7 protein-coding genes are annotated in these 6,887 nt (G+C 72.9%); 3 read left to right on the forward strand and 4 right to left on the reverse strand.

Annotation, left to right across the window (positions count from 1 at the left end; genetic code table 11):
• Positions 1-22 precede the first annotated feature (22 nt).
• The 4 genes from pheA to D8M35_RS16965 form a co-directional block, all read right to left on the reverse strand.
• Entirely contained in the window at positions 23-979 is a 957-nt protein-coding gene (gene pheA / locus D8M35_RS02405; RefSeq protein ID WP_126890378.1) for a prephenate dehydratase, read from the reverse strand.
• A gap of 96 nt (positions 980-1,075) precedes the next feature.
• Positions 1,076-2,101, reverse strand: a complete 1,026-nt coding sequence (locus tag D8M35_RS17240) for a bifunctional helix-turn-helix transcriptional regulator/GNAT family N-acetyltransferase (RefSeq protein WP_342342906.1) — start codon at positions 2,099-2,101, stop codon at positions 1,076-1,078.
• 9 nt (positions 2,102-2,110) lie between these two features.
• The gene (locus D8M35_RS02420) at positions 2,111-2,566 is read right to left on the reverse strand and encodes a hypothetical protein (protein WP_126890379.1); all 456 of its coding nucleotides are present in this window, start codon (positions 2,564-2,566) and stop codon (positions 2,111-2,113) included.
• On the reverse strand, positions 2,563-4,020 hold the full coding sequence (locus D8M35_RS16965; RefSeq protein WP_238638060.1) for a molybdopterin-dependent oxidoreductase: 1,458 nt from the start codon (positions 4,018-4,020) through the stop codon (positions 2,563-2,565). Before D8M35_RS16965 ends, D8M35_RS02420 begins: the two co-directional genes overlap by 4 nt.
• A gap of 21 nt (positions 4,021-4,041) precedes the next feature.
• Here D8M35_RS16965 and D8M35_RS02430 point away from each other — a divergent pair, with 21 nt between their 5' ends.
• Genes D8M35_RS02430 through D8M35_RS02440 form a run of 3 tightly spaced genes read left to right on the forward strand, consistent with a single transcriptional unit; the run spans position 4,042 to position 6,832 of the window.
• Positions 4,042-5,499 (forward strand): glycosyltransferase 87 family protein, encoded by a 1,458-nt coding sequence (locus D8M35_RS02430; protein WP_126890380.1) that lies wholly within the window; start codon positions 4,042-4,044, stop codon positions 5,497-5,499.
• Between the two features lie 52 nt (positions 5,500-5,551).
• Positions 5,552-6,589 (forward strand): GTP 3',8-cyclase MoaA, encoded by a 1,038-nt coding sequence (gene moaA, locus D8M35_RS02435; RefSeq protein ID WP_126890388.1) that lies wholly within the window; start codon positions 5,552-5,554, stop codon positions 6,587-6,589.
• A gap of 12 nt (positions 6,590-6,601) precedes the next feature.
• The gene (locus D8M35_RS02440; RefSeq protein ID WP_126890389.1) at positions 6,602-6,832 is read left to right on the forward strand and encodes a MoaD/ThiS family protein; all 231 of its coding nucleotides are present in this window, start codon (positions 6,602-6,604) and stop codon (positions 6,830-6,832) included.
• Positions 6,833-6,887 lie beyond the last annotated feature (55 nt).

Consider the following 6,887-nt stretch of genomic DNA (forward strand, 5'->3'; position numbering starts at 1 on the left):
GTGCGGCAGGGCCCCGCAGGGCTCAGCCGGCGTCGGGCTCGCCGGCGACGATGGCGCGGAGCCAGTCCCGTGCCTCGACGAACGCCTCGTCCGAGTAGCGTGCGGAGACCTCGGGGCGGAAGCCGTCCGCCCGCGGGTACGACCCGAGGAACGTCACGCGCGGGCTGAACCGCCGCAGGCCCAGCAGGGCGTCGGCCACCCGCTCGTCGCGCACGTGGCCGTCGAGGTCGATCACGAACCGGTAGCGCCCGAGCTCGTCGCCGATCGGCCGCGAGGACAGCAGCCCCATGTTGATGCCCCGCGTCGCGAACTGCTCGAGCATGTCGACGAGGGCACCGGGGTGCTCGCTCGGCAGCTCCACGATGACGCTCGTCTTGTCCGCTCCCGTGCGCTCCGGGATCGCGAGGGTGCGCGAGACGAGCACGAACCGGGTGACCGCGGAGGCGTTGTCACCGATGGAGGACGCGAGCACGGCCAGGTCGTGGTGGTCGGTGATCCCGGGCGGCGCCACGGCGGCGTCGGCGACGGGGTGCTCGTCGAGCAGCGCGGTCGCTGCGGCGACGTTCGACGACGCCGGGATGTGCCCGTGCCCGCGCAGGTTGGTCTCGAGCCACCGGTGGGTCTGCGCGTAGGCGACGGGGTGCGCGTTGACGGTCCGGACGTCCGACAGGGCGGTGCCGTGCCGGGCGACGAGCACGAAGTCGACGGGTACGAGGTACTCACCGACGATCCGCACGCCGGGGATCCGCGCCAGGGCGTCCTGCGTGGCGCTGACGCCGCCGTCGACGCTGTTCTCGATCGCGATGACCGCGCCGACCGACCGACCGGTGACGACGTCGTCGAGCGCTTCGCCGACGTTGTTCACGCTGCGCCACGGCTTGCCGGCCGCGGCCTCGACGAGCTTCAGCGCCGCCTCGGTGAACGTGCCGGCGGGTCCGAGGTAGGAGTACGTGTCGGACGGCGTGGCACGGTCGGTCATGCGCCAGATCCTACTGGTGTACCAGTCACCCGCGACGAGAGCAGACCGACGAGACCGATCAGACCGATCAGACCGACCAGGGCGACGGGCCGGACGTCAGGACCGCACGAGCATCGTGTCCGAGTCGCCGTTCCGCCCGACCGTCCGGAACCCGGCCCGCTCGTACGTGATCCGCGCCCCGGTGTTGCCGTCCTCGACGCTCAGGCTGACACCCGGCCAGCCCGCGGCCCGGCCGGCGTCGAGCACCCGCGCGAGCAGCGCCGTGCCGATCCCCCGACCCCGCCCGCGCGGCTCGACGGCCATCGTCAGTTCCGGGACGTCCTCGGCCACGAAGCCGTACCCCGGGTCGTCCGCCGGCAGGAACCGCACCCATGCGACCCCGACCGGTCCCTCGCCGTCCACCGCCACGACGCCGTGGTCGCGGGCGGGGTCGAAGCCGTCGAAGTAGTGCGCGAACTCGGGGCGGTCGAGATCGGCGTCCACGAACGACGAGGCCTTCCAGTTCATCGCCGCGAGCGTCGCGTGCCGGAGCAGCCCGGTGTCGTCCGCGGTCGCGTCCCGGAACAGCACGCCCGCCGGTGCCGCAGGCGAAGCGCCCGTCAGACGTTCCTCGCACAGCACCTCACCGTCGGACCGCGGGTACGTCAGCGCCGCGAACCGCCCCTCGGGGTCGAGCCGTCCGAGCAGCGCCCGGGTGATGCCGTCGAGCTGTCGGACCTGCTCGTCGCTCAGCGCGTCGATGACGAAGCGCCGGGCGGTCCTCACGTGGTCGGGTGCCGCGGCGACGATGGCTGCGAACCCGTCGTCGGTCAGCTGCACGTCGGTGGCGCGGCGGTCGTCGGCGGAGGGGCACCGGGTCACGAGCCCGCGCTTCTCGAGCCGCGACACGACGTGGGACAGGCGCGGCAACGACGCGTTCGTCGCTGCGGCGAGCGCCGACATCCGGAGCGTGCGCGACTCGGTCTCGGACAGCATCGCGACGACCATGTAGTCGAAGTGCGTCAGGTCGGCGTCCCGCTGGAGCTGCTGGTCGAGTGCCGCCGGGAGGAGTTCCATGACGGCGACGAGCTTCATCCACGCGCGGAGCTGGTCGCGCGTGAGCCAGGGCGTCTCGTCCGTCATGCCACCATGCTAGCCATTGGTTGTCGATGCAACCAGTGGTCGTGGCGATCGCCGTGCACGGACGACACCCACCACGAGCGCGACCACGACGACGGCGAGGAGCAGCCCCTCGACGACGAGCAACCGCGTGGTGTAGTCGAACGGCAGCACGGTCGGGTTCTTCTGCCCGTGGTGCTTCGCCGCGATCTCCGGCAACACCACGAGGGCGAGCACGCACCCGAGCACGACCGCGGTCTGCACGACGACGAGCACCCCGGCGCCGAGCGTCCTGCCGGTCCGGCGCAGCAGGAGCCCAGCTCCGACGACGAACGGCGACAGCACCGCGTCGTGCAGCACGACCGCGGCGAGCAACCACGTCGCCAGGCCCCAGATGCGGGTCGGCCGGACGGTCGTGACGAGCACGTACGCCCCGAACGCCATCACCAGCACGCCCACGACGACGAGCAGGATCCTCGCGGCCCTCATCGGATCACCTCGATCTTCCCGATCCACTTCGTCTGCAGCACGCCGGGCCGTCCCGGCGCGATGACCCGGGCGGGGAACCCGTGGTCCAGGTCGAGCGTCTTCCCGTTCACCTCGAGCGCCAGGAGCGTCGTCGGGTCGGACGCGTACTCCGGGCCCATCTCGGTCACCCGGTACCCACCGCTCTTCTCGAGGCTCGTGATCCGCAGCGCCGACGCCGGGTCGGCCTGCACCGACGCGAGCAGGTCGCGCACCCGGACACCGCGCCACGACGCCATCTGGCTCCACCCCTCGACGCACGAGATCGGCAGGTCCGCCGTCGCGGTCCCGAGCGCGACGAGCTCGGCGCGGGAGAACGTCCGCGTGACGTCCGGCCCGACCACGGTCAGCGTCCAGTCCGCAGCGGTCGCCGTTGCCAGGACGCCCGCAGCACGCGCCGTCCGGTTGACCGGCAGGTCCTCCGGTCCGACGTACCGCTGGCGGGCGCCGAACACGTTGAGCGGCTCGAGCAGCCGGTTCGACTGTCCCGCCGTGAGTGCGACGACCCCGACGGTCGCCGCCGTCACACCCGCGACGAACCCGCGTCGCGCGATCCGCTGACGCGGTCCGGGGAGCGCGTCGTCGTGCTCCGGCCGGGAGGCACGACCCGCCTCCGTCCCGTCGGCACCGTCCCCGAGACTCGCACCCAGCGACAGATCACGCGCCGCGGACGCCGAGTCCGGTCGCGCAGCCCGAGTCTCGGCAGCCCCCGCCGGCGCGGCCGGCGCAGCCGGGCCGTCCACCCAGCGGAGCAGGCGGCCGGTCAGGCCACGGGGGTACGAGCCGGCCGTGCGCTCGGCCGCGGGGCGCTCGCCCACGGCGGGGCGGGCCTCCCGGCCGTCGGGCAGCAGCTCGCTGCCCACCGTCGGGTCCGCGACGAACCGTCCGTCCTCGTCGTAGGCGTCCTGCGCCCGCCAGTAGCGCGCGATGATCGGGAGCTTCGACGCGATGTGCACGATCAACGACCCGATGATCAGGTACGACAACGCGTAGTGGACCTGCCGGAACGGGAACGGCCACGGGTACCACTGGTACGTGTTGAGCAGGCCCGTACCGACCTGCACGATCGACGCCGACACGAGCACCGCGATCGACAGCCGCTCGAGCAGGTGCAGGACACCCCGCACCGGCGGCACCTGCGCCAGCGCGGGCATGACCACGTTCAGCTTCGCGAGGAGCAGCGGGATGATCGCGATGCCCGCCGTGATGTGCAGGCCCTGCGTGAACTGGTAGAGCTGCGTCGGCCGGGTCGGGAAGCGCATCCACGGCAGCGGGTCCTGCAGCAGGTGGCTGTAGACGCCGGTCCCGAAGCAGACGACGAACGCGATGCCGAGCAGTCGGCCCCAGACGACGGCCGAGCGGGCGTTCCGGTTCGGGGACGCCGCGACGGCCCGCGCGTCCAGCAGGACCCGTCGCACGATCGGTAGCCTCGGGGAACCATGAGCAGACGACCGCGCGCCGCCTCCGTCCCGACGACCGCGGTCGTGTCGACCGCCCTGTCCGTCGTCGGCGTGCTGGCGCTGGCGGGTGTCATCGCCTTCGGCATCACGCATCTGGGGTTCCTCCGTGCCGGTCATCGTGGACCATTCGTTGCCTGGACGCTGATCGCTTGGGCGGTCTTCGCGGGAGCCGTGCTCGCGGTGCGGTTCGTACCCCGCGAGTGGATGACCCGGATCGTCCTCGGTGGGGCGGTCGTGGTCGGGATCGCAGCGCTCGTCGGCCCGCCGAACACCAGTACCGACTCTGCCCGGTACGCCTGGGACGGGATCGTACAGCACGCCGGTACATCACCGTACGCATACACTCCGCAGTCGAACGCGCTGGCCGACCTCCGCCCCGACTGGCTCTTCCCGGACAAGATCGACGGCACGTGCACGCCGCTCGAACCGCGGATGCGCGGGCTGGGCGACGGCGCCGACGGCCACTGCGTCGCGATCAACCGCCCGGACGTCGTGACGATCTACCCGCCGATGGCCCAGCTCTGGTTCGCCGGTGTGCGCGCCCTCGTGCCCGCGACCGCGCAGTACATGCCGTTCCAGGTCGCCGGCCTGCTCGTCTCGCTCGGCGTCACGGTCGGCCTGGTGATGGTGCTCCGCCGCGTCGGGCGTCCGACCTGGTGGGCGGCGCTGTGGGCGTGGTCGCCGCTCGTCGCGTCCGAGGCGGTCACGAACTCACACGTCGACGTCGTCGGCGCAGCCCTCGCCACGGCGGGCGTCGTCCTCGTCGCCTTCGGTCGGCCGATCTGGGGCGGGATCGCCCTCGGCGCGGCGACGGCCACGAAGCTCATCCCGGCGATCGTCTACCCACCCCTGCTCGGTCGGTGGCGGTACTGGTGGGCGATCCCCGTCGGCATCGCGACCTTCGCGCTGCTGTACGTGCCCTACGTGATCAGCACCGGCGTGAAGGTCCTCGGGTACCTGCCCGGCTACCTGTCCGAGGAGGGCTACGAGGACGGCTCCCGGTTCGCCCTGGTGTCGTACGTCATCAAGGGCGACGCAGCGACGATCGTCGTCGGGCTCGTGGTGCTCCTGGCCGCCGTCGTGTCCTGGCGCCTCGCGGACCCCGCACGACCGTGGTCGGCCGAGGTGTTCATGATCGGTGTCACCTTCCTCGCCGTGACCCCGCGCTACCCCTGGTACGCGCTGCTCCTCATCCCGTTCGTGGTCCTCTCCGGCCGGTGGGAGTGGATGGCCCTGAACCTCGCGATCGCCCTGCGCGGGGTGTGGCCCTCGGCGCCCGCGTTCCGGTGGTGGCTCCTCGCCGCGGTGCTCGTGATCCTGGTCGCCACCGTCGTGCGCACCCCGCGCTCGGAGTGGGTCCGGTGGGGGCGGCGTCTCGATCCCCGCCGGTGGCGGTCCGTGGACCCCGGCAGCCGACGGTCCGTCGACGCGGGGTAGCATCGGCCGGGTGACGGCGCGGATCCTGCCCTCGACCGGCCTGCTGCGCCGGGTGCGCAGCGAGTCGCCGGCCCTCCCCCCTCGACCCGTCGACGACCCCGGGCTCGTCGACCGGTTCGCCCGGCGCGCCGTCGACCTGCGGGTCTCGCTCACGGAGCGCTGCAACCTCCGCTGCACGTACTGCATGCCGGCGGAGGGGCTGCCGGTGATCCCGTCCGACGCACTCATGACGGCGGCGGAGATCGACCGCCTGGTCGGCCTCGCCGCCCGGACCCTGGGCGTCCGCAAGGTCCGGTTCACCGGTGGCGAGCCGCTCCTGCGCGCCGACCTCGTCGACATCGTCCGCCGCTGCTCCGCCCACGACGTCGAGCTGTCGATCACCACGAACGCGATCGGCCTGGCGAACCGTGCCGAGGCCCTGGCAGACGCGGGACTCCGCCGCGTCAACGTCTCGCTCGACACCGTCGACCCGGACGTCTTCGCCGAGGTCACCCGGCGCCCGTTCCTCGACCGCGTCCTCGAGGGCATCGCGGCCGCGGCGGACGCCGGACTCGGGATCAAGGTCAACGCCGTGCTGCTCCGCGGGGTGAACGACCACCTGGCGGTCGACCTGCTCGCCTGGTGCCTCGAGCGCGGACACGAGCTGCGGTTCATCGAGCAGATGCCCCTCGACCCCGGCCACGCGTGGGACGGCGCGACGATGGTCACGGCCGAGGAGACCCGCGCCCTGCTCGGCGAGCACTACCGACTCGAACCCGACGAGGCCCCGCGCGACGGCGCCCCGGCCGAGCGGTACCGGGTGTCCACGCTCGACGGCGAACCGCTCGGCACCGTGGGCGTGATCGCGAGCATCACCGAGTCCTTCTGCGCCGACTGCACCCGCACACGCCTGACCGCCGAGGGGCACGTGCGCTCCTGCCTGTTCTCGGACGACGAGGTCGACCTGCTCGGCCCCCTGCGGGCCGGCGCCGACGACGGCGTCCTGCTCGACACGTGGCGGCGGGCGATGTGGGCGAAGCCGCGCGACCACGGCGACGATGCGGACGGGATCGTGCACCCGTCCCGCGGCATGAGTGCGATCGGAGGCTGACCGGTGACGACGATGCGGTTCTTCGCCGCGGCCCGCGCGGCCGTCGGCCAGGACGAGACCACGGTGGACGCGACGACACTGGACGCCGCCCTGCGGAGCGTCACGGCGGCCGACCCGGATCGGTGGACGGCACTGCAGGAGCGGTGCTCCTACCTGGTCGACGGGGTCACGACGCGCGACCGCTCGACGGCGCTCGACGGCGTCGCGACCGTCGACGTGATGCCGCCGTTCGCCGGCGGCTAGCGCGACCTCACGCGGGCTCGTCGACCCGGCGGCCAGCGGGACCTCACGCCGGCGC

Source organism: Curtobacterium sp. HSID17257, assembly GCF_003989515.1.
Lineage (GTDB): Bacteria > Actinomycetota > Actinomycetes > Actinomycetales > Microbacteriaceae > Curtobacterium.